The following is a 19,293-nucleotide window of genomic DNA, read 5'->3' as shown; positions in this document are numbered from 1 at the left end:
CTCTAATAGCTGCGCCACAATCCAAATTTGATCCCGATGTTATCATCAGCCGAATTGCGCTCGGCACCCAGAACCCAGGTGAGTCTGCCCGTCTTTGGGCGATACATCAGCGAAGGTCGCACCCTCCAGTACCATGGTCGGTCCGAAACATAAGAAGTTTCGATCTGCAGGAGCGGGTCAAACCGTCGACCCGAGGACAGACCGGCCGTGAAATCCAATTTGCGGATCACTGCCTCATGGGTGCGGTTTTCGAGCGCTGCGTCGACATTGATCCATCCGCCTCCCAATCCGGTTTGAATGCTTTTGCCGTAGGAAAGTGTTGCTTTGTACATTGCCCAACTACTGTACTGGCGATGGTGTGCGCCAACGCCGAACTCGGCCGCCAGACGCCCTGCTGACCCCATGTCTGCAACCGGCACGCGGGCAAAGACCAGCGCGTGCCCATACAAATCCTGATACTCCTCGGCATCCAGTCCGATCGTGAGTTTCGGTCGCAATCCCCACTCGGTATAAAGCGAGGATTTGTACTTGTAGACGTCTTCCTCTTTGAAAGCGGTCACAGATAACGCGGTGAAGCTTGACCCCTTCTCGCGGAGCCACGCACCGGACCATGCCGGAGTGCACACCATAAAAAGCAGCGGAATGACGAGAACCAGACGAGCCATGGGGGCAGCATCGGCAGACATGGTTAACGGATGGTTAGTTTCTTGTTCATCTTCGAGAAAGATTTTTTGATCCAAAAACATTGTCTATGTGCAGGAAAAGGGTGGCGTTTTCAAAAGCTGTGCTAGGCTCGGGTCAGCTTTAAAGGAGGAGCCTTATGCCGCAGATTTCCAAAACCAACAGCTATCAGACTGTCATCACCACCTTCGAGATGACTCCCGGAACCTGCCAGGACCTTCTTGAGGCGCTGACCGATGCTTATGCCGAGTTCATTTCGAAACAGCCGGGTTTCATTTCAGCCGGATTGCATGTGAATGATGCCCAGACGCGGATTGCCAATTATTCACAATGGGAGCGCCGCGAGGATTTCCTGGCGATGTTGCGCACGCCGGAGATGCGAGAGCGGAATCGCAGGGTTAACGAGCTGTGCAAGAGCTTTGAACCAGTGATGTACGACGTCGCCGAGACATTCGGTGAGACCTGATCTGAGTCAATGCACGGCCGCCACCGGTCGCGCAGAATAGCGGCACAACTACGGAGGCGCGAGCCATGTATCATAACATTCTTGTTCCCATTTCCTTTGATGCTGAACGGGACAGCTCGGCAGCGTTGAAGCTAGCAGAACTACTGTCGACGCCCGAGGCTGCGGTTACGCTGCTGCATGTGGTAGAGCACATTCCGGATTATGCGATCTCGTACATGCCCGCCGAGTATCTGTCCGAAGCCCGCAAGGCCATCCAGACCGAGCTTGATGTTCTGGCGGCGCGCGTCCCGAATGCGAAGGGGCTGGTGGTTGAAGGCCATTCCGGGCGAACGATTCTGGACTGGGCCGAAGTGAATAAGCCTGACCTGATCATCTTGGCTTCGCACCGCCCGGGGATGCAGGACCTGTTGTTGGGTTCAACCGCGACCCATGTGGTGCGCCACGCCAAATGTGCCGTGCATGTGGTGCGATAAGGTCGAGCTTTTTCCAAGCCGACCCCGATTGCGGCCATGGCTTTGCCACATACCGCGTGTAAGACCTATGGCATGACAACCGGGAAACAAACGAAAGACACCGATCCGAACCCTCGTCTTACACGGCGGCAACGGCGGGCAGACGCGTTGCGCAGGCAGGCTCTGTCTCCGGTGCGTATTCTACTGATGGTGCTGGCCTTGCCCTTAACCACAGGAATGATCGCAATCGGTGTCTACCTGCGCGTTTCAGACTACGAACGTCATGAAGCGGTGATCCATCTGATGGCACTGGCCGGGTGTGATGCTGTGGAGATGCTGGGATTCGGGCCTTTTCGCGAAGGAAGGCCCGGATATCATAAGCGCAATGACCCCGATGGCGATGGTGTCGCCTGTGGCTCGTTTGCCTTGCAGAAACCACGCAATGTCGCGATGCCGGGAGATATCCAAGCCAATCCCCGGAATCTTCAGACCCCGAAACAGCGCACTGTCGGAACGGCAAAGTTTTTGAAGCCTTGAATCGGTGGGGGGCGAAATCTTGAAAAGATTTCGGGGCGCTTTCTTTTCAAGAAAGCGTTGCGTGGCTCAGGTGAGCCAACGCACGGGTGCGCGGTTGCAGAAGATTACGATCTGGCCCGAGTTTTCCGCCACTTGATAACCGCGACGATTGATTTCGGCCATAAAACGCTCCATCCCGGCAAATCGCTCTATATCGCGCGCCTTGCGACGGATTACGCCACCTTGCTGCACCGCCTTTGAGGCGAATAGATCACTGAGCCAAACCTCAGGCGAGAGGGGAGAATTGCAGTTATACATCACCTATGATTTGGCGCAGCTAGGTTAATGCCGGGTAAAGAAAGTTGCGCCCGCAAAGCGGGTCTTGCCTTGTCCTGACCAGAGCGCCACAGTCGCCGCGATGACTCGTGATGAATTCAATGCCTTTTGCTCGGACCTCAAAGCCACCAGCCATGTCGTGCAGTGGGGCAACGCAGATGTCTGGAAAGTAGGCGGCAAAGTCTTTGCCATCTGTGGTTGGAACGACGGAAAGGATGCGTTTACCTTCAAGGCTACCGATCTTGCCTTTGAGGTCCTCGGAGATGAGCCAGGTATCCGCCCAGCGCCCTATCTGGCATCGCGAGGTATGAAATGGCTGCAGGTTTACGATGAACGTGGCATGAGCGACGCGTCGCTGCGAGATCATATTGTAATCTCATACGATCTGGTCGTAGCTAAGCTGACCAGAAAGGCGCGGGCAGAGCTGGGCCTTTAAGGCGGTCAGTCTTTCATGGCGTGCAGCAGCTCAAGCAGTTTTTTCCGGTCATCATCGTCGGCATAGTCTCCGCTGGCCAGCCGTTCGGCGATGCTGAGGCGCAGACGGTCATGTTGTGTGCGAACCTCTTCGCCCGCCGTTTCCGCGAGGGTCTTCATGATCACTGCCACCGCCTGCTGCCGTTTGGTGGTGGGATTGGCGATGTAGTCCACAAGGCTTTGCTGTCCGGAATCAAGGATGTTTTCGGCCAGATCACGCAGTTGATCCCCATTTGGAAGCAACGGCGTAGGGGCATCTTGCGGTGGCAGAATCTCAGGCGGGTTGCGCGGGGTTTCCGCTAGCGCATTGGTGCCGTCAACAAAGGCTTCGGTGATCATCCGCGTGATCCTGATCGCGCGCGGATCTTTAAACAAAGTCGAGGCAATAGCTACGCCGTAGTCGGTATAGACCCAGGGATTGACCCGTCGGCCACCGCGGCCTTCGGGTTTTGAGATCACATTCTGTGATTGCAAATCCGCGACCTCAGCGTCGGAAAGCTGAAAGCGGTAGCCTTCGAACAGATCCTTATTGCGCGAGACGGCCTGATTGAAGGCGCTGACGGATTTTCCGTAAAACTGCGCCAGATCTTCTGCCAGAACCACGCGTACACCGCGCACCCGATGAATGGCGTTTTGGACCTCTTGAGGTCTGGGCAGGTGTTCCGGGTTCGTCATCATATCCGTTTGGAATCACAATTTGTGATTTCAAACGTGACGCAGGGCGCGCTGGGCTGCAAGTTTGAACTGCAGGTAGGTTCGATGTCTCTTGCCGAGAGGTCTGCCAGATTCGGCCAATACCCTGATGGAAATAACCTTTTTGAAAGAACAAGCTTGCCCCCTATCAAGTTGACAATCCTAATGGATTGACTGATACAAACGGAACAAGACCGGGCCGTTAGCTCAGCTGGATTAGAGCAGGGAACTTCTAATTCTCAGGTCGGGGGTTCGAGTCCTCCACGGCTCGCCATTTTTTCAGATGTTTTTCGAAACGGGGCAAGGGTACGGCCCTTATATCTGAATTCAAAGCGGTCGGTCAGACTGCACCAAGCGGGTGCATTCAGCTTTTCCCTCAGCGTTTTGGGCTGGACGTAAGGTCCAACCGCATAAACGCGCTGTTTGGATCAGCGTCATAGCCGTAGATCGGACCGCAATAGGAATATCCCAATGTTTCATATAGCTTGCGTGCTGCGCCATATTCCGAGAGATGATTTGCGCCAGTTTCCAGGACAAGTGCGGAAACGCCCTCGGCTCGGGCCAGATCGGCAAGATGGTTCATGATCACACGCGCCAATCCTCGGCCGCGCGCAGCAGCAACCACGTGCACCGATTTAACTTCGGCAGTGCCATCCGGCAGCGCCTTAAGCGCACCACAACCCAAGGGCTTACCCGCCTCATAAATAGCCCAAAAGCGAATGCCCGGCTCGCGCAGGGCATCAATGTCCAGCGTATGATTTGAGGTTTGCGGTGTCGCGTCCCAGCTATGGGCGAGATGCGCTTGAATGATCGGGCGCAGATCCTTGGCGCCGGGGTCTGCTTGGCGGATGTCGATCATTCACAGGGCCTTGTCAGTGGGTCCAGGGAGCGCGCCGGTCAGTGGCGAAATTCTCACCATAGCCGCGCGCCCGCAGGTTCGGCTTGCGCTTGTGCGGCTCGCATACCTGCGCGTCGATGCCGTTGTCTTTGGCATAGTCCAGCGCCTCTTCCTTGGTATCGAACTTCAGACGCACCTGCGTTTGGGTGTCATTGGACGAGGTCCAGCCCATCAGCGGATCGACCTCACGCGCAGAAGCCGGGGCGTATTCCAGAACCCATTTGCGGGTTTTGGCCATCCCCGAGGTCATCGCGTTTCGCGAAGGCTGGTAAATCCGTGCGCGCATGTCGCCTCTCCGTACTCACTTGGCTGAAGCTGTTTATGCGTCAGAGCGCGCGCCGGGACAAGATGACAATTGTCGCGGGTCGCATGGACTGCCTAATGACAGGTATTGTCATTAGTTCGGGGTAGAAAGCGCGCAGACATAAAAGGACAGCAGGATGCTTCATCAAGAACGCCACCTCGACATCAACGCCCGACCCAATGAGATTTGGGCTATCCTCCGCCGCTTTATGCATATCGATGAGTTTGCCCCGCAGGTGACATCGGTTGATGCTTTGACTGCCGGATCGGATGGTGTTGGGTCACAGCGCCGGTGTCACTTCGCGAACGGCACATCATTGGTCGAAGAGGTGACGGATTGGCAGGTTGACCGCGGCTACACCGTGCGGTTGTCGCAGATGGCGATGCCTCTGCGCGAAGCACAGGCGGCGATTGCCATCACACGGCTGTCCGACACGCGCAGCCGTGTTATCTGGAGTATGGATTTTCGTATGAAATATGGACCGTTGGGCTGGTTAATGGGACAAACCCTGTTGAAGATCATGATGGGCCGCGTGCTGGCCGAGAACCTGTCGGCCTTGGCGGCGAAGGTTCAAACGCACCCCGACGCCCAACCCCGGACCGCTTAGCTGAAAATGAATCCAGATCAGCCCTTGCAGATGGACAAAATAAGAACAAATGTAGGGGCCTGACCCGGAGCCCGCCCATGCCTTATGCCCATTCCGACAAGACTCAACTGACCGCAGACGACGTGCGCGCGCGTCTGAAACTGGAGGGCGGCAAGCAGTTCGTCATGCATACCGAGTTCGCACCGGCTGGCGACCAGCCGACGGCGATCAAAGAGCTGGCAGGCGGTGTGAATGATGGTGAGCGAGATCAGGTCCTGCTGGGTGCGACCGGGACGGGCAAGACCTTCACCATGGCCAAGGTGATTGAAGAAACGCAGCGGCCTGCGATCATCCTGGCGCCAAATAAGACGCTGGCGGCGCAGCTTTATGGAGAATTCAAAGGCTTCTTCCCTGAGAACTCGGTGGAATACTTCGTCTCGTACTATGACTACTACCAGCCCGAAGCCTATGTGCCGCGGTCCGATACCTACATAGAAAAAGAATCCCAGATCAACGAACAGATCGACCGAATGCGCCACTCGGCCACTCGGGCGCTGCTGGAACGCGATGACGTGATCATCGTCGCCTCGGTCTCGTGCATCTACGGTATCGGTTCGGTCGAGACCTATGGAGCGATGACACAGGATCTGAAGGTGGGTCATGAGTATGACCAGAGGCAGGTGATGGCTGATCTGGTCGCCCAACAGTACCGCCGCAACGATCAGGCTTTCCAGCGCGGGTCCTTCCGGGTGCGTGGCGATTCCCTGGAAATCTGGCCGGCCCACCTTGAGGACCGTGCTTGGAAATTCTCGTTCTTCGGCGAGGAACTGGAAACCATCACCGAGTTCGACCCGCTGACCGGCGAACGCGCGGCAACGATGGAGCAGGTGCGGGTCTATGCGAATTCGCACTACGTCACGCCGAAGCCAACGATGAATCAAGCGATCATTGGGATCAAAAAGGAACTCCGCATCCGGTTGGATCAGCTGGTCGGCGAGGGCAAGCTGCTGGAAGCTCAAAGGCTGGAACAGCGTACGAACTTCGATCTGGAAATGCTCGAGGCCACCGGCGTTTGTAACGGGATCGAGAACTACTCACGCTACCTCACGGGCCGTGCGCCGGGCGAACCGCCGCCAACCCTGTTCGAATTCATTCCGGACAACGCGATTGTCTTCGCGGATGAATCCCATGTCAGCGTCCCGCAGATCGGCGGCATGTACCGTGGCGACTATCGGCGCAAGTTCACGCTGGCGGAACACGGGTTCCGCCTGCCATCCTGCATGGACAATCGCCCGCTGAAGTTCGAGGAATGGGACGCCATGCGCCCGCAATCCGTCTTTGTCTCGGCCACCCCGGCGAAGTGGGAGATCGAACAGACCGGCGGTGTCTTCACCGAACAAGTGATCCGCCCCACGGGTCTACTGGACCCAGAGGTTGAAATCCGCCCGGTGTCGATGCAGGTGGACGACCTTCTGGACGAGGTGCGCAAGGTGGCCGCCAACGGATTCCGCACGCTGGTGACAACGCTGACCAAACGCATGGCCGAGGACCTGACCGAATACCTGCACGAACAGGGCATCAAAGTGCGCTACATGCACTCGGACATCGACACGCTGGAACGCATCGAAATCTTGCGCGACCTGCGGCTTGGCGCATTCGACGTGCTGGTCGGCATCAACCTGCTGCGCGAAGGGCTCGACATCCCAGAATGCGGGCTGGTCGCCATTCTGGACGCGGATAAAGAGGGTTTCCTGCGCTCGGAAACCTCGCTGATCCAAACCATCGGCCGCGCCGCCCGGAACGCTGACGGGCGGGTGATCATGTATGCCGACAAGATCACCGGCTCGATGGAGCGCGCCTTGGGCGAAACCAACCGCCGCCGCGCCAAGCAGCTCGCCTATAACGAGGAACACGGCATCACTCCCGAGACGGTGAAAAAGAATGTCGAGGACGTTCTGGCCGGTCTCTACGAAGGCGATGTCGACATGAACCGCGTCACCGCCACCATCGACAAACCGATGCACGGCGCGAATTTGGAAGCGCACTTGGACGGGCTGCGCGAGCAAATGCGCAAGGCCGCCGAGAATCTTGAATTCGAAGAAGCCGCCAACATCCGGGATGAGATCAAACGTCTGGAAGCGGTCGATCTGGCCGTCGCCGACGACCCCATGGCCCGCCAATGGGCAGTCGAGAAAGCCTCGGAAGACGCCGTGAAATCGCGCGGGCGGTCAACGGCTGGCAGGCCGGGGCAGCGGGGTGGGAATGTGAAGAGACGGAAGCGGTGAGAACTCCCTAGATGGTATTGACGCCATCCGATACAACTATATCTTGCGCATATTTTGTACGCGTTGGAGATTAAAATTTGGAGTTTTTTAAAGACTTGTCAGAAGCGTGGTCACAACGCCTGCGGATTCCCTTCATTGGATCAATTGCGCTTAGCTTTTTTGCAGTCAACTGGCAACCCGTCTGGTACCTCTTGTTTGCCGACCGACCGGTTCGACAAAAGTTTCTTTATTTTGACGCCAATACATCTCTAGTTTCCCTTGCCGTCATTCCCATTGTTGTAGGCGTAGCGCTAGCACTAGCGACGCCGTGGCTACGGACTCTCGGAACATGGTGGGCACAGGGTCCGAATGGAAAGATGAAAGAGATTCAACACAACGCCGCGCACAAATTGAAGATCTTAGAGATTTCAACAGAACTAGTACGAGTTGAGGCCGAAGCGAACCTTCAGGCAACTCAAGAGAGAGCAAAAATTGACGCAGCTAAACGTCTTGAGGAGGCTGCAACGGTCGGCGGACAGGAACTTAAGGCGGAGCTTGAAGAAGAACGGCGCGTGAACGAACCAGAACTGCCGACGACGACATCCATCGGGAGCGTCTCTAAGTCAGCGCTGGAGTTTTTGAAATATGTTAGTCGCGATAAAAGCGGGGCATTCCGTTTGAGTGATTATGAAGGTAAATACAAGGTAATTATGTCCGGTAACTCTTTTCAGATTCCCAACAGAAAGAAATTCTTAGAGTATAGTGCAGCAATTGCGGAACTGAGAGACATGGGGCTACTCGAGAAGAAAAAAGACGCAATTTCTAGTAAAGGGTATGAGTTGCTAACTGCGATAGATATCGGCGAAGAGCCTGATATCTCCGATTCCGAATAATATGATCAGCAAGCGTAGGATGGGTGCTCGCACCCATCTCCCACCGTGACCATACAACAACCGATAAAACCCTCTCAGATCACGGTGCCAACGTCTTAGAAGTCAAACAGCTCATCAAGAAAGCCGCCGCGTTTCTTCTTTTTACGGTATCCGTGATCTGATCGGTCATCATAACCCCGCTGCGGCGGTGGCGGCGGCGTATGGTCGGCAGAGCGATCGATGATTTTGTCCAGCTCTCCACGGTCCAGCCACACGCCACGACATTGCGGACAATAATCAATCTCGACCCCGCTCCGCTCGGTGATTACCAGCTGAGTTCCATCAATCGGACATTGCATCAGACGCTCTCCTTTTTCTGTCCTGAACAGATGGGAGCGCGCGCAGGGATTTTCACCCCGCTGCGACCGCACGTCCCGCTATGGGCAAAGCTATAGGGCAGAGTTGGCCCGGTCCCGCGCTGCCCCCTTCAGCATTGGAATTCACAAATTAAGGTTCCAAATGGTTGCCATGACGAACCCTAAGAAATTTCTCAGCAGCTGATGGGTGCATAGACCCATTGTCTCTGTCTTCGAGCCCTCAATGCTGGGTTGGATACTCCCCAAAACGCGATGGAAATGTGCTTAGGGCTCACCTCAAAACGCAGGCGAAACCCAAACGTGAATTGGTCTAACGAGATGCGTGCAACGAGACCGCAGAACGACCCGAGTTTGGACAAAATTCCGCCCAAAATCGTCAATAGCCGCCGCAGTGCAACAGATCGAATACAGATTGGAAATCAATGAAAAAGGCAGCTCTTCTTCTTGCCCTATTGCCCGCAGCCGCAGTCGCTGAGGAGCGGGTGTTTGAATGTGAGGCACCTGATGCGGAACACCCGGAAATGGCCGCTCGGCTTGTGAAGTATGATGGCCAGCAGAAGGGCCACATCACGATCGGGGATATCGACAAGGATGTGGATGTGTTTCCCGGTCTCGACACCCTGACCTATCTGTATGTCGGTGAGGATTACACGCTGAATTATAACGTTCACCCTGAGAAGGGCACGTTTGATTACTTTGCCTCTGGCAGCAAGTCAGGATGGGGCAAGGGAACGTGCGTAGAGACCACGGGCCAATAATGGCGTTCGAATAGAATGGTTTAAGGCGCGGTCGGGACGGCAGTCTGGTCGCGCCTTTGTTTTTGTTGCGAGGTCGAGTTCGCCCTGTCGATCCGCGCATTTGCAACATAATTACGAGCCAAGGCGGAACTTGGTCGGTGTCATTCCGGTCTGGCCCCTGAAAAAGCGTGTGAAATGGGATTTGTCGGAGTAGCCGAGCATCAGACCGATCTCAGCTATTGTCATTTTGTCTTCTCCGAGGTGTTCCTTGGCGACATCGACACGCAGCCGTTTGATTTCGCGGGGCAGCGTTGTGCCTTGCTGCTGAAGCGCCTTAAGAAACCGTTCCGGCTGTATTCCCAACAATCCAGCCACCACCTCTGGTCCCAAATCGGTTTCATCCAGCTTATCGCGTAAAACAGATCGCAAAGCAGCTACTACGGTTACTTCTTCATCTTGTCGCGGTGAGGCGATGGGCTTGGCAGAGCCCTCAGAGACATGGTGCAAAAACAACCATTCTACAGGGAAACTAATCTGCATTCCGGGATCGGTCCCAAGGCCGACCTCGATCCCTTTGTAATCGATAGGTAGTCCGTTGATGTATCTGCTTTCCCATCGCACACGAGAAGAATCCCAGGCATCTCCGACGACGGTCTGCAATAGGCGTACATAGATTGCGGCACCAAAACCGGTCACCTGAATCGGCGGTACAGTAGGCTCTTGTTGTCTTTCGATTCGATAAGTCGCTTTGTCCGCTTCTACGACAAGGCTGTGTCGCACAGAATTGGATTCCTGCGGTACAAGCCCCACGAAACGGGTAAAGAACTCGAACAGCGTCTTTGTCGATTGCAGGGCCTGAGCGAACGGAGGCCACTCTTGCAGGTCAAACGTCTCCCCTACTTTCAGTCCAAGGTATCGATCTCCTGACACATCTGAGAAGGCATTTACCAAACCGTAGACCAACTCTGAGTGCACGAACACGGCTGGGTCAGACAACAGTTCGGCTTTCAGGCCGACCTGATCCAATGCCGGTTGCGGATTGATCTTACGTTCGGTGAGATATTGCAGGAACGGAGCAGCTAAGGAGAGGCGAATAAAGCCCTCGCTATGCTCTTGAGAGGTGGAGTTGAAAGGCAAGCTCGTCACCCTCGTTTGGATTAGTTTTACAATGTGGCCATTTTTACGATCACTTTCGAACATTCTAATTCAAAAATGGCAACCGAGCCAAGATTTTCCGGACTACAGTTTGCAAAACACGAATATGAAGGGAGTGCTTATGTCCGGTCTACGAATGTCCCTTTGCTCGACGGTAATTGTCGCTGCAGCTCTTTCTTTTCCAACGTCCGCGCAGGCTCAGGATCAAGAAGAACCTCAAACGTTGTTTACCAACGTGCATGTCTTCGATGGCGTCAATGAACAGCGTATCGAGAATGCCAGCGTATTGGTCGAGGGTAATCTGATTAAGGCCGTATCAACCGAAGCGATCGATGCCCCCAATGCTACGGTCATTGACGGAGAGGGACGGACACTGACCCCCGGGTTTATTGAACTGCACGCGCACCTCATGCTGATGGGGCCAACGTTACCTGCGATGGAGGCCAACACAACGTGGGAGGATTTTGCCATACATGGTGCGCGGATGGCCGAGATGTATTTGATGCAGGGCTTCACCACAGTCAGGGATGCGGGTGGCGCCAATGGCGGGTTACGTCGCGCAATTGACGCAGGCCAAATTGACGGCCCGCGTTACTTTCCATCTGGTGCATTTATCGGAACGCGAGGTGGTCACGCTGACTTCGCGAATTTCACCGCACCGCCCGGGTCTGAAACAAACATGAGCAGGCTGAACTTGGCGCAGGAAATTAGCGGTGTTGATGACGTTTACAAGTTCGCACGCAACAATTTCCGCATGGGCGCGACGCAGTTGAAGTTCATGCAATCTGGTGGCGTCGTTTCGGCCTTCGATCCGTGGCAGTTGTTGGCTGGATCGCCTGAGGAAATCAAAGCTGCGGTACAGGTGGCAAACGAGTATGGCAGCTATGTCATGGCGCATTCCTATCGGAAGGAAGCAATCCTAAGCGCGCTAGACGCGGGTGTGATGTCGATCGAACACGGCTTCTCGTTTGACTGTGAAATTGCCCAAGTCATGAACGAAAAAGGGGCGTACATTACGACCAATCTGACGGCCTTCGATCCCGGATTGCTTGATATTCCGGCAGTGGCAAATGTCCCGTCGAGCCTTGCCAAAGCAAAGTCCGCCTCGGCCACATTTGCAGGCTACATCGACAATATGAAGGAATGCCCGGTGAAGCGAGGATTCCAGACCGACTGTGTTGGTTCGGTCGAGGCATGCAATATCCAGATTGCCTACGAGAAGCACCTGAACAATGAGTTTTTTGGACCCTACACGTCGATGGTGACGCTGACATCGACGGGTGGTGAGGTGGTCGCTTTGTCAGGTGACTTTATGAACCCGTACACCGCCGGAAAACTGGGCGTTATCGAGGAAGGAGCTTATGCGGATATCCTGCTCATCGATGGTAACCCACTTGAAGACTTCACGGTTGTTGGCACGGGTGATCAATGGTTCGGTGCCGACCCGAGGCCTGAAAGCCCAGATACGATCCGCCTGATCATGAAGGACGGCGTCATCTACAAAAACACACTGGATTGACCTGTCTGAACAGCCGGAGAGTATTTATGCGACATTGCTTCCGCTCCGTAGTATTCGCAGGGTTGGTTTGGTGTGCTCTTCCTGTCATGGCGACGCCAGGAACCGCGTTAGACTGGTCTGACCTGCCTGACCCGTCCGCGCAGGTCTTTGAAGACCCCTATCGCGAACTTAGCGCCGAACAATTCGACGATGTCCTTTACGTCGTACGACTGCGCGGCAGATTGCAGCGGGACTTTGGTAGCAATGAAGAAAGGCAGAAATGGCAAGAGCTTCTGACCGAGACTGAGGATGCCTTGGTGGCAGATGGGATTGATGTCGACTGGCTGCTGGATCAGCGAGAGGTCGTGACGGAACGTCGAAGAAAAGCAGGTACAAACGGAAATCCGCAATTCGACGGTCAAACAATCACACTCGCGGGCTTTGCCATTCCCGCTCCGAGTGATCCGGACGGGCGACCTGTCGCGTATCTGGTGCCGGAACGCGGGATGTGTAGTCACATGCCTCCTCCTCCGCCCAACCAGATGATCCGTGTGCGGTTGAATGGAGACTGGACGCCCAGCTATTTCCACGAACCCGTTCGGCTAACGGGCACTTTGACCATCAATCCTTCTGTTCAGAACATGATGGTTGTGGACGGCCTTATGCCTATGAATGCGACGTTCCAGTTGGAGACGGAACGTGTCGAAACTCTGGAGACTGAAGCAGACAGGCTTGAATGGAGGCAGCGCGCCGCCGATCGTATCCGTGCGGCGGGCAATCGCAAGACCGGTGGGGCAAGGGCGTCTGAATGATAAGACTTCTGTTTGCCGCATTGAGTATTGCCTTTGCTGGCGCAGCGTCGGCTCAGGGACTATCCGGGCCATCTTCGGTTGAAGCTGATCTAGAGCCCGGCGATGGGCTAACCGATCCGCAATACCGTACCGATTTTCCACGCAATATCGCACCAGGTTGGTTTCAGTGGAAAGACCGACTGGCCGAGGAAGGTTTTCGCTTCAATATTGATTACCTGGCATTGGGCCAATCCACGAATGCTGATCTGGGAACTGGCGAAGCGGCAAGCGGAATTGCACGTTTTTACGGCAGTTGGCAGGCAACTGAACGCGGCTCTTTGACATTCAAGATCGAAGACCGGCACAGCTACACCGATGTTGCCCCGCAATTCCTAGGACTGGATGGCGGAGCGCTTTCGATCACTGGGACAGCCTTCAACGATAATGGTTTGCTGCTGACCAATCTGTTCTGGACGCAAAGGGCCGAGAACGGCGCGTGGACACTGCAAGTCGGGCAGATTGATGTAACGGACTTTGTGGACATTTATGGGTTGGTCAGCCCATACAGTGGTTTCCAAAACCTGTCTTTCAATACCAACCCGACTATTAACACACCCAATCAAGGCCTTGGCATTGCCGGTGGGGTAAAGCTGAGCGAAAACTTCTACGCTGTTGCGAGCATCTCAGACGCAAACGCCGACCCGTCTGATCCAAACTTTGATGTGTTTAGCGATGGTAATCTCTTCAAGTCACTCGAGCTTGGTTACACCTCCGGCTTTGATCGCATCTACTTTGACAATATCCACCTGACCCTTTGGCACGCGGATGCAGCCGACGATGGCAGCCGTCCAGAAGACTACGGGGCCGCGTTTTCAGCGGCGTGGTTTGTTGGCAATAAATGGATGCCATTCGTCAGGGCAGGGGCCTCAAAAGGGACAGCGGCGCTTTATGATCGGTCCGTTTCTGCAGGTCTGGGATATTACGGTCGCAATACCGATCTGGCCGGGCTGGGACTGAACTGGGCCGAGGTAAGGGGCATAGACGGTGATCAGTTCACGCTCGAAGCATTCTATCGTTTTTCAATATCACCCGGGCTGCAGATCACGCCATCACTGCAGTTCATTTCTGACCCGCTGCTGAACCCCACGCAGGATAGCATTATGCTGTTCGGTCTAAGAACTCGGATCGTTTTCTGAGGTGGGGCGAAAGCAGACTCCAAAAACAACAAAACATTCAGTTTTGTCGATAAAAGGGAGGATTCATCCATGCGTACCTTGTTTCTGGCGGGCACGTTGTCTGTTTTTTCGACACTAGGCGCCGCGCAGACTTACGACATCGTCATTCTCAACGGTCGGGTCATGGACCCGGAAACCGGGTTCGACCAGATTGCTAACGTTGGAATAAGCAACGGATGGATCACTGCGATCACCGACGAAGATATTAACGGCAGCCAGTCCATCGATGCGACAGGGCACGTTGTGGCACCCGGATTTATCGACCTTGAGCAACACGGGTTGGACCCTTGGGGTATCAAAGTAAACCTTAGGGATGGCGTCACAACTCAAATGGATTTTGAGGTCGGAGCCGCTAACATTGATGAATGGTATGAAGCACGAGAGGGCTCAACGCAGGCAAATTATGGCACGGTGGTTGGACAAGAATTCGCACGGATGCGGGTCCATGACGGCCTCGTGCTTGAAGGTGGGGATATAGACTTCCGGAACTTCTTCGCACTGAGGGCACAATCCGTGGAAGACGGCGTCGAGGGGTGGTCTTCTGTACCAAGCAACCGTGAGCAGATGAACGAAATCACTGCCCAGCTGGATGAGGGGCTACGTCTTGGAGCTATCGGTGTGGGATCGACCATCGGCTACGCCCGCGAAGGTATTACAACCTATGAGATGTTCGAAGCACAGCGGGCTGCGGCGCGTTACGGTAGACTGACTTCCGTCCATCACCGATTTCATCCAAGTGCTTCGACACCGACAGAAACACAGACGGGTGTTAATGAAATCTTGGTGAATGCGATGGTGCTTGGCGCTCCGCTGCACATACATCATGACAATGACTATGGGTGGTGGGAAAACCAGGAAAAGCTCCAGATGGCCCGCGACCAAGGCTATAACGTCTGGTCCAGTTACTATCCCTGGACTGCCGGATCGGGAAACTACGGCGCTTCGATCATCGCCCCAGAAAACTGGGAAGGTTCGATGGGGTACAAATACGAAAACACCATCTTTGATCCCCAGCTCGATCGCTTCGTGACAAAAGACGAGTTTTTGAGCTTCGCTGAGAATGAACCGGGACGGACAGCCATAGTTTTTAGCCCTCCAAGAGAGCAATGGCTGAATGATTGGATCACCATCGCAGGCTATGGCATCTCGGGCGACGGTATGGCCGGGCTAGACATCGAGGGCAACTTGATGAGTTGGGATGCTCCCTACGAAGACTATGCCGGGCATCCTCGATCAGCAGGCAGCCACGCGCTTGTCTTGAGACTGGCTCGCGAAGCGAATGTGCCGCTTATGCTAACACTGACTCAGCTAAGTTACATCCACGCAAAGCGATTAGGTGACACAGGGTTGCGAGCAATGCAGGTGCGTGGGCGTATGCAAGAAGGCATGGTCGCGGACATTACGATTTTTGATCCGGAGACTGTGACCGAAAAAGCGAACTATACTCTCGGTCAGCAAGGTCTTCCGTCAGAAGGTTTTCCGTACGTGCTTGTTAACGGAACCGTTGTTGTAAAGAACAGTGAAGTTCAGCGAGATATTTATGCCGGACAGCCGATCCGGTTTCCAGTCGAGGAGAGCGGGCGTTTCGTCCCGGCTGGTCGTGAGCAGATTATGGGTATTCTCACACCGGATACCGGCACGGCCCGTCCAACGCTGCTCGATGATATCACAAATAGTGAAGCTAATGTCGCACCTGTTGATCCACCAACCAATCAGTTTGCATCGATAGAGCCCACCGACCCATTTGATTGGTTTACTCCTCGCAACGGTCTAGATGACGGTGCCCTGTTCTTTTGCGTCGTGCATGCTCGCTTCGAGGACCGTGCAACGGTAAATCGTGATTATGCGAAGGCCATGATGTCCAAAACGGGCGGATTTAGAGGTACTAGTCGCGTAAGACCTTGATCCGTTGTGGGGAAAGGATGGTGGGTGATGAGAGACTCGAACTCCCGACATCTTCGGTGTAAACGAAGCGCTCTACCAACTGAGCTAATCACCCGTGAGGGCTCATGTAGCCAAGCCAGTGCGTGGGTGCAAGAGGGTATGGCACAATTTCTTTTGCAAAATCGCGCAAGGTTTCAGATCAGCGTTTAGGCAACTGGGCGCGGTTACCAATCGAGCAAACTCATGTGTCATATCGTGGTTGAATAGCGAAATGCGGATATCGCTGTTCAGGCGAGGCGGATCAGACACGTTGTTTAGCGATTGAGCGCTCTACCTCGGGAGTTTCCGGTTTTAGAGAAGCGCGACAGCATATTGATCTTGGGTTGGGCGATTCTCGTTTTCCACCGAATTCTGAGTTCAATATGGGCCGTAGCTTTGGTTGTAAGGCCAAAGGGCCTTGCCTGCCACGTGTTGCCTCCGATATGCCCAGAGGGATTGCAACCCTCTGATCCGGAGGCAAAGAATGACGGGCGCCTGTCGCTGTCTGATCGCAGCTTTGGCCTTCTGCGCGATACTCGCTGTCCCGGTTCGGGCCGAGGGCGTGCTGGTTTTTGCCGCCGCCAGCCTCAAAACCGCACTGGACGTGATTGCCAGAAGTTATGAGGCTGAGACCGGGCAAGAGGTGACGGTGTCGTACGCGGCCTCCTCGGTGCTGGCACGGCAGATACAAGCGGGGGCGCCCGCCGATCTGTTCATTTCCGCCAACGAGGATTGGATGGACGTGCTGCAGGATCAGGGCCTGATCGATACCGCTTCACGTATTGAGTTGCTGGGTAACGGGCTGGTTTTGATTGGTGCGCCGGGGGCTGACACGGCCGAGATTGAGGCGGGGTTTGACCTGAGCACCCGTCTAGGCAGTGGGTATCTGGCCATGGCTTTGGTCGATGCGGTGCCTGCGGGCATCTATGGCAAGGCCGCGTTACAGGGTCTGGGACTTTGGGGCGATGTTCAGGACCAGATCGCCCAGACGGACAATGTACGCGCCGCGCTGGCGCTGGTTGCGACGGGGGCGGCGCCTTTGGGCATTGTCTATCGCTCGGACGCTGTGGCTGATGAGCGGGTCGGGGTCATCGGTGTCATCCCGGCAGATATCCACCCAAAAATTGTGTATCCAGCAGCCCTGACTTCTACTGCAGAACCTACGGCGCACGCGCTTTTGACCTATTTGCAAGGCAATTCCGCACGGGCCGAATTTGTGAGGCAGGGGTTCTCCCTGCCCGAAGGTTAGTACGATGGGATGGTTGGGCCCGGCAGAGATGGAGGCATTGCGCCTGTCGCTGCGCGTATCGTTCTGGGCAACGCTGATCACGTTGCCCTTTGGGATTTTCATTGCCTATGCGCTTGCGCGCTGGCGGTTTCCGGGGCGCCAGTTGCTGAATGGTCTGGTTCATCTGCCTCTGATCCTGCCGCCGGTGGTGACCGGCTATCTGCTGCTGCTGACCTTTGGGATTCAGGGGCCGTTGGGCGCGCCTTTGGCCGAGCTTGGGATCGTTTTTGCTTTCCGTTGGACCGGCGCTGCGCTGGCTGCCGGGATCATGGCTTTTCCGCTGATGGTGCGCGCGATCCGGCTGTCGATCGAGGCAGTAGACCCAAAACTGGAACAGGCAGGCGCCACTTTGGGGGCGTCGCGTCTGCTGGTCTTTGGAACGGTGACGCTGCCAATGATCCTGCCTGGGGTCATTGCGGGCGCGATCCTGGCGTTTGCCAAGGCGATGGGAGAGTTCGGGGCCACGATCACCTTTGTTTCGAATATACCCGGTCAGACGCAGACGTTGCCCTCGGCAGTCTATGCGTTTTTGCAGGTTCCAGGGGGTGAGGCGGCGGCGACTCGGTTGGTGATCATCTCGATCATCGTCGCTATGGGCGCGCTTTTGCTGTCGGAATATGTGGGCCGTCGTGTGGCCAAACGCGTGGCCGGATCATGAGCCTGTCCGTCCGCCTGCAACACCAGCTGCCCGGGATGAAGCTGGACCTCGATTTCGACGCACCTTCCGGTGTAACGGTTCTGTTTGGGCGTTCTGGTTCGGGAAAGACGACGGTGGTGAATGCAGTCGCGGGGCTACTGAGGTCCGAGGCCGGGCGGGTCGCGGTCGGCGATTGGGTGTTATTCGACACGGATCGTGGGGCATGGCTGCCGCCGCATCGGCGGCGTCTGGGCTATATCTTTCAGGAAGGCCGTCTGTTCCCGCATCTGACCGTACGCCAGAACCTGAATTATGGTCGCTGGTTTGCACCGCGCGGGGCACGACGCGAAAACCCGGATCGGGTGATCGAGATGTTGGGTGTTGGCCATCTGCTGGACCGCCGCCCAGCGATGCTATCGGGGGGTGAGAAACAGCGCGTCGCCATTGGCCGCGCCCTGCTGGCCAGCCCGCGCCTGATCCTTGCGGATGAGCCTCTGGCCGCGCTCGACGACGCGCGAAAGGCTGAAATCCTGCCCTATTTCGAACGGTTGCGGGACGAGGTATCGGTCCCGATACTTTATGTGACCCATTCGGCGGCCGAGGTTGCCCGGCTTGCAACGTCCGTGGTCGCGCTGCAGGACGGGCGTGTCGTGCGGCATGGTCCCGCGTCCGATGTTCTGTCGGACCCATCCGTGGCCCCTGCAGGCGTGCGCGCGGTGGGGGCCGTTCTGCGGGTCCGTGTTACGGCGCATCACGACGATGGCCTGTCCGAACTTGATGCCGGTGGCGCTCGTCTTTACCTGCCTCGGATTGCCCATCAAATCGGCGAAGAGCTGCGTATTCGTATTCCGGCGCAAGAGGTGATCCTGTCCAATAGACCACCCGAGGGTCTTTCAGCCTTGAATGTGTTGTCGGGGCAGGTCGAGGCGATCCGGGCAGGTGAGGGGCCCGGTGCAATCGTGTCGGTCAAAACAACTGCGGGTGTTGTGCTGGCGCGCGTGACCCGACGCTCGGTCGCGGCGCTGGGTTTGCAGCAGGGCAGTACATGCTATGCGGTGATCAAGACCGTCGCGCTGGCTCCACAGGATGTCGGTGGGCGGGTTGTCTAGG

22 protein-coding genes and 2 tRNA genes are annotated in these 19,293 nt (G+C 55.8%); 16 read left to right on the top strand and 8 right to left on the bottom strand.

The window, feature by feature from the left end:
• Positions 1-2 precede the first annotated feature (2 nt).
• Entirely contained in the window at positions 3-686 is a 684-nt protein-coding gene (locus ACR0AH_RS19165; protein ID WP_480593283.1) for a hypothetical protein, read from the bottom strand.
• Between the two features lie 134 nt (positions 687-820).
• On the opposite strand from ACR0AH_RS19165, the gene ACR0AH_RS19160 reads away from it, so the two are divergent.
• The 3 genes from ACR0AH_RS19160 to ACR0AH_RS19150 all read left to right on the top strand — a co-directional run bounded on the left by ACR0AH_RS19160 (position 821) and on the right by ACR0AH_RS19150 (position 2,136).
• Positions 821-1,147: an antibiotic biosynthesis monooxygenase family protein gene (locus ACR0AH_RS19160; protein ID WP_170395957.1), complete on the top strand. Its 327-nt coding sequence runs from the start codon at positions 821-823 to the stop codon at positions 1,145-1,147.
• 65 nt (positions 1,148-1,212) lie between these two features.
• A complete protein-coding gene (locus ACR0AH_RS19155) occupies positions 1,213-1,620 on the top strand; it encodes a universal stress protein (RefSeq protein WP_480593282.1) in 408 nt (135 codons plus the stop codon).
• Positions 1,621-1,656: 36 nt separating this feature from the next.
• Positions 1,657-2,136 (top strand): excalibur calcium-binding domain-containing protein, encoded by a 480-nt coding sequence (locus ACR0AH_RS19150; protein WP_480593280.1) that lies wholly within the window; start codon positions 1,657-1,659, stop codon positions 2,134-2,136.
• 66 nt (positions 2,137-2,202) lie between these two features.
• Here the strand turns inward: ACR0AH_RS19150 and ACR0AH_RS19145 are convergent, their stop codons facing one another.
• A complete protein-coding gene (locus tag ACR0AH_RS19145) occupies positions 2,203-2,433 on the bottom strand; it encodes an aspartate aminotransferase (RefSeq protein ID WP_170396104.1) in 231 nt (76 codons plus the stop codon).
• Positions 2,434-2,533: 100 nt separating this feature from the next.
• Here ACR0AH_RS19145 and ACR0AH_RS19140 point away from each other — a divergent pair, with 100 nt between their 5' ends.
• Positions 2,534-2,887, top strand: a complete 354-nt coding sequence (locus ACR0AH_RS19140; RefSeq protein WP_170423840.1) for an MmcQ/YjbR family DNA-binding protein — start codon at positions 2,534-2,536, stop codon at positions 2,885-2,887.
• A 5-nt stretch (positions 2,888-2,892) separates the two neighbouring features.
• Here ACR0AH_RS19140 and ACR0AH_RS19135 read toward each other — a convergent pair whose 3' ends face one another.
• A complete protein-coding gene (locus tag ACR0AH_RS19135) occupies positions 2,893-3,600 on the bottom strand; it encodes an ORF6N domain-containing protein (RefSeq protein ID WP_480593279.1) in 708 nt (235 codons plus the stop codon).
• Between the two features lie 214 nt (positions 3,601-3,814).
• Here ACR0AH_RS19135 and ACR0AH_RS19130 point away from each other — a divergent pair.
• A tRNA-Arg gene (locus ACR0AH_RS19130) sits at positions 3,815-3,892 on the top strand.
• 102 nt (positions 3,893-3,994) lie between these two features.
• Here the strand turns inward: ACR0AH_RS19130 and ACR0AH_RS19125 are convergent.
• The gene (locus ACR0AH_RS19125) at positions 3,995-4,477 is read right to left on the bottom strand and encodes a GNAT family N-acetyltransferase (protein ID WP_480593277.1); all 483 of its coding nucleotides are present in this window, start codon (positions 4,475-4,477) and stop codon (positions 3,995-3,997) included.
• Positions 4,478-4,490: 13 nt separating this feature from the next.
• Entirely contained in the window at positions 4,491-4,802 is a 312-nt protein-coding gene (locus ACR0AH_RS19120) for an ETC complex I subunit (RefSeq protein WP_170395965.1), read from the bottom strand.
• A 154-nt stretch (positions 4,803-4,956) separates the two neighbouring features.
• Between ACR0AH_RS19120 and ACR0AH_RS19115 the strand changes: the two genes are divergently transcribed.
• From ACR0AH_RS19115 to ACR0AH_RS19105, 3 genes are all read left to right on the top strand, one after another.
• Positions 4,957-5,427 (top strand): SRPBCC family protein, encoded by a 471-nt coding sequence (locus ACR0AH_RS19115; protein WP_170647074.1) that lies wholly within the window; start codon positions 4,957-4,959, stop codon positions 5,425-5,427.
• A gap of 77 nt (positions 5,428-5,504) precedes the next feature.
• A complete protein-coding gene (gene uvrB / locus ACR0AH_RS19110) occupies positions 5,505-7,691 on the top strand; it encodes an excinuclease ABC subunit UvrB (protein WP_170733624.1) in 2,187 nt (728 codons plus the stop codon).
• Between the two features lie 77 nt (positions 7,692-7,768).
• Complete coding sequence (locus tag ACR0AH_RS19105; protein WP_480593275.1) at positions 7,769-8,563, top strand: hypothetical protein; 795 nt, start codon at positions 7,769-7,771, stop codon at positions 8,561-8,563.
• Positions 8,564-8,658: 95 nt separating this feature from the next.
• Here ACR0AH_RS19105 and ACR0AH_RS19100 read toward each other — a convergent pair whose 3' ends face one another.
• Positions 8,659-8,901, bottom strand: a complete 243-nt coding sequence (locus ACR0AH_RS19100) for a TFIIB-type zinc ribbon-containing protein (RefSeq protein WP_170408258.1) — start codon at positions 8,899-8,901, stop codon at positions 8,659-8,661.
• A gap of 440 nt (positions 8,902-9,341) precedes the next feature.
• Between ACR0AH_RS19100 and ACR0AH_RS19095 the strand changes: the two genes are divergently transcribed.
• Positions 9,342-9,677 carry a hypothetical protein gene (locus tag ACR0AH_RS19095; RefSeq protein WP_480593273.1) on the top strand — a complete coding sequence of 112 codons (336 nt, stop codon included), beginning with the start codon at positions 9,342-9,344 and terminating at the stop codon, positions 9,675-9,677.
• Positions 9,678-9,788: 111 nt separating this feature from the next.
• Here the strand turns inward: ACR0AH_RS19095 and ACR0AH_RS19090 are convergent, their stop codons facing one another.
• Positions 9,789-10,856: an AraC family transcriptional regulator gene (locus ACR0AH_RS19090; protein ID WP_480593271.1), complete on the bottom strand. Its 1,068-nt coding sequence runs from the start codon at positions 10,854-10,856 to the stop codon at positions 9,789-9,791.
• 76 nt (positions 10,857-10,932) lie between these two features.
• On the opposite strand from ACR0AH_RS19090, the gene ACR0AH_RS19085 reads away from it, so the two are divergent.
• The 4 genes from ACR0AH_RS19085 (at position 10,933) to ACR0AH_RS19070 (ending at position 16,240) form a co-directional block, all read left to right on the top strand.
• Entirely contained in the window at positions 10,933-12,330 is a 1,398-nt protein-coding gene (locus tag ACR0AH_RS19085) for an amidohydrolase family protein (protein WP_480593269.1), read from the top strand.
• Positions 12,331-12,416: 86 nt separating this feature from the next.
• Entirely contained in the window at positions 12,417-13,121 is a 705-nt protein-coding gene (locus ACR0AH_RS19080; RefSeq protein ID WP_480593267.1) for a DUF3299 domain-containing protein, read from the top strand.
• Positions 13,118-14,296, top strand: coding sequence for a carbohydrate porin (locus ACR0AH_RS19075; RefSeq protein ID WP_480593265.1), 1,179 nt, complete (start codon positions 13,118-13,120; stop codon positions 14,294-14,296). The genes ACR0AH_RS19080 and ACR0AH_RS19075 overlap by 4 nt, the downstream gene beginning before the upstream one ends.
• A gap of 69 nt (positions 14,297-14,365) precedes the next feature.
• The gene (locus ACR0AH_RS19070; protein WP_480593263.1) at positions 14,366-16,240 is read left to right on the top strand and encodes an amidohydrolase family protein; all 1,875 of its coding nucleotides are present in this window, start codon (positions 14,366-14,368) and stop codon (positions 16,238-16,240) included.
• Positions 16,241-16,258: 18 nt separating this feature from the next.
• Here ACR0AH_RS19070 and ACR0AH_RS19065 read toward each other — a convergent pair.
• A tRNA-Val gene (locus ACR0AH_RS19065) sits at positions 16,259-16,334 on the bottom strand.
• 408 nt (positions 16,335-16,742) lie between these two features.
• Here ACR0AH_RS19065 and modA point away from each other — a divergent pair.
• From modA to modC, 3 genes are read left to right on the top strand one after another with little or no spacing between them, the layout of a single operon-like run.
• On the top strand, positions 16,743-17,507 hold the full coding sequence (modA, locus tag ACR0AH_RS19060; protein ID WP_170733630.1) for a molybdate ABC transporter substrate-binding protein: 765 nt from the start codon (positions 16,743-16,745) through the stop codon (positions 17,505-17,507).
• 4 nt (positions 17,508-17,511) lie between these two features.
• Positions 17,512-18,204 carry a molybdate ABC transporter permease subunit gene (gene modB, locus ACR0AH_RS19055; RefSeq protein ID WP_170423885.1) on the top strand — a complete coding sequence of 231 codons (693 nt, stop codon included), beginning with the start codon at positions 17,512-17,514 and terminating at the stop codon, positions 18,202-18,204.
• The gene (gene modC / locus ACR0AH_RS19050) at positions 18,201-19,292 is read left to right on the top strand and encodes a molybdenum ABC transporter ATP-binding protein (protein ID WP_480593261.1); all 1,092 of its coding nucleotides are present in this window, start codon (positions 18,201-18,203) and stop codon (positions 19,290-19,292) included. The genes modB and modC overlap by 4 nt, the downstream gene beginning before the upstream one ends.
• The last annotated feature ends 1 nt before the right edge of the window (position 19,293 follow it).

The organism is Ruegeria sp. AM5, assembly GCF_056540645.1.
This window is presented reverse-complemented; position numbering and strand designations above follow the sequence as displayed.

What these genes read in the sequence shown, in the direction of transcription:
- ACR0AH_RS19085 (WP_480593269.1), top strand. Translation starts at nt 10,933, where the DNA reads ATGTCCGGTCTACGAATGTCCCTTTGCTCGACGGTAATTGTCGCTGCA.
- ACR0AH_RS19120 (WP_170395965.1), bottom strand. Translation starts at nt 4,802, where the DNA reads ATGCGCGCACGGATTTACCAGCCTTCGCGAAACGCGATGACCTCGGGG.
- ACR0AH_RS19090 (WP_480593271.1), bottom strand. Translation starts at nt 10,856, where the DNA reads ATGTTCGAAAGTGATCGTAAAAATGGCCACATTGTAAAACTAATCCAA.
- ACR0AH_RS19155 (WP_480593282.1), top strand. Translation starts at nt 1,213, where the DNA reads ATGTATCATAACATTCTTGTTCCCATTTCCTTTGATGCTGAACGGGAC.
- ACR0AH_RS19125 (WP_480593277.1), bottom strand. Translation starts at nt 4,477, where the DNA reads ATGATCGACATCCGCCAAGCAGACCCCGGCGCCAAGGATCTGCGCCCG.
- ACR0AH_RS19100 (WP_170408258.1), bottom strand. Translation starts at nt 8,901, where the DNA reads ATGCAATGTCCGATTGATGGAACTCAGCTGGTAATCACCGAGCGGAGC.
- modA (WP_170733630.1), top strand. Translation starts at nt 16,743, where the DNA reads ATGACGGGCGCCTGTCGCTGTCTGATCGCAGCTTTGGCCTTCTGCGCG.
- ACR0AH_RS19135 (WP_480593279.1), bottom strand. Translation starts at nt 3,600, where the DNA reads ATGACGAACCCGGAACACCTGCCCAGACCTCAAGAGGTCCAAAACGCC.
- ACR0AH_RS19145 (WP_170396104.1), bottom strand. Translation starts at nt 2,433, where the DNA reads ATGTATAACTGCAATTCTCCCCTCTCGCCTGAGGTTTGGCTCAGTGAT.
- ACR0AH_RS19140 (WP_170423840.1), top strand. Translation starts at nt 2,534, where the DNA reads ATGACTCGTGATGAATTCAATGCCTTTTGCTCGGACCTCAAAGCCACC.
- ACR0AH_RS19115 (WP_170647074.1), top strand. Translation starts at nt 4,957, where the DNA reads ATGCTTCATCAAGAACGCCACCTCGACATCAACGCCCGACCCAATGAG.
- ACR0AH_RS19070 (WP_480593263.1), top strand. Translation starts at nt 14,366, where the DNA reads ATGCGTACCTTGTTTCTGGCGGGCACGTTGTCTGTTTTTTCGACACTA.
- ACR0AH_RS19165 (WP_480593283.1), bottom strand. Translation starts at nt 686, where the DNA reads ATGTCTGCCGATGCTGCCCCCATGGCTCGTCTGGTTCTCGTCATTCCG.
- uvrB (WP_170733624.1), top strand. Translation starts at nt 5,505, where the DNA reads ATGCCTTATGCCCATTCCGACAAGACTCAACTGACCGCAGACGACGTG.
- ACR0AH_RS19150 (WP_480593280.1), top strand. Translation starts at nt 1,657, where the DNA reads ATGGCTTTGCCACATACCGCGTGTAAGACCTATGGCATGACAACCGGG.
- modC (WP_480593261.1), top strand. Translation starts at nt 18,201, where the DNA reads ATGAGCCTGTCCGTCCGCCTGCAACACCAGCTGCCCGGGATGAAGCTG.
- ACR0AH_RS19080 (WP_480593267.1), top strand. Translation starts at nt 12,417, where the DNA reads ATGGCGACGCCAGGAACCGCGTTAGACTGGTCTGACCTGCCTGACCCG.
- ACR0AH_RS19075 (WP_480593265.1), top strand. Translation starts at nt 13,118, where the DNA reads ATGATAAGACTTCTGTTTGCCGCATTGAGTATTGCCTTTGCTGGCGCA.
- ACR0AH_RS19160 (WP_170395957.1), top strand. Translation starts at nt 821, where the DNA reads ATGCCGCAGATTTCCAAAACCAACAGCTATCAGACTGTCATCACCACC.
- modB (WP_170423885.1), top strand. Translation starts at nt 17,512, where the DNA reads ATGGGATGGTTGGGCCCGGCAGAGATGGAGGCATTGCGCCTGTCGCTG.
- ACR0AH_RS19095 (WP_480593273.1), top strand. Translation starts at nt 9,342, where the DNA reads ATGAAAAAGGCAGCTCTTCTTCTTGCCCTATTGCCCGCAGCCGCAGTC.